Annotated in this window: 1 protein-coding gene; it reads left to right on the forward strand. The window is 67.9% G+C overall.

What is annotated here, in order from left to right:
* The coding region (locus ACFPK1_RS33005) for an IS256 family transposase (protein WP_378025163.1) at positions 1-944 on the forward strand (944 nt) is incomplete at its 5' end.
* Between the last annotated feature and the right edge of the window lie 41 nt (positions 945-985).

Here is a 985-nt window from a genome sequence, read left to right on the forward strand (position 1 = left end):
GGATGACGGTGCGCGACATCGGCCACCACCTGCAGCGCACGATCGGTACCGAGCTCTCCCACGACACCATCTCCAAGATCACCGACTCGGTGCTCGAGGAGGTCAAGGCCTGGCAGGCCCGGCCGCTGGAGGAGATCTACCCGATCATCTACCTGGACGCGCTGGTGGTGAAGGTCCGCGACGGCCACCAGGTCCGCAACCGCTCGGCCTACATCGCCGTCGGAGTGGATCTCGACGGGATCAAGCACGTGCTCGGGATCTGGGTCCAGGCCGGCGAAGGCGCGAAGTTCTGGGCCGGGGTCTGCGCCGAGCTGCGCAATCGCGGGGTCCGCGACGTGCTGATCGTGTGCTGCGACGGCCTGAAGGGCTTCCCGGAAGCGGTCGAGGCGACCTGGCCGCAGACCACCGTGCAGACCTGCACGGTGCACCTGATCCGCGCCGCGATGCGGTTCGTGTCCTACACCGACCGCAAGCGCGTCGCCGCCGCGCTGCGCCCGATCTACACCGCACCCACCGTCGAGGCCGCCGAGGCCGAGCTCGCCGCGTTCGCCGACAGCGAGTTCGGGCGGCGCTACCCGGCCACGGTCTCGACCTGGCAGGCCGCGTGGGAGCGCTTCATCCCGTTCCTGGAGTTCCCGCCCGAGCTGCGGCGGATCATCTACACCACGAATTCGATCGAGTCGCTGAACTTCCAACTCCGCAAGATCATCAAGAATCGGGGTCACTTCCCCAGCGACGACGCCGCGATCAAGCTGCTCTGGCTGGCCATCCGCGACATCGAAGACAAGCGGGCCCGCGCCCGAGCCAAGGAGACCGGCCTTCCCGGCCACCAGCGCAAGGCGCCCGGCAAGCTCGTCGAGGGCAGCACCGTGCTCGGCTGGAAACAAGCCCTCGGCGCTCTCGCCCTGGCCTACCCCGACCGCATCGGCCCCTACCTCAGCTGACCGACCCATAGATCAACTTACACAGACAACTTGACAGGCCC

This window comes from Actinomycetospora rhizophila (assembly GCF_042657905.1).
Taxonomy (GTDB): domain Bacteria; phylum Actinomycetota; class Actinomycetes; order Mycobacteriales; family Pseudonocardiaceae; genus Actinomycetospora; species Actinomycetospora rhizophila.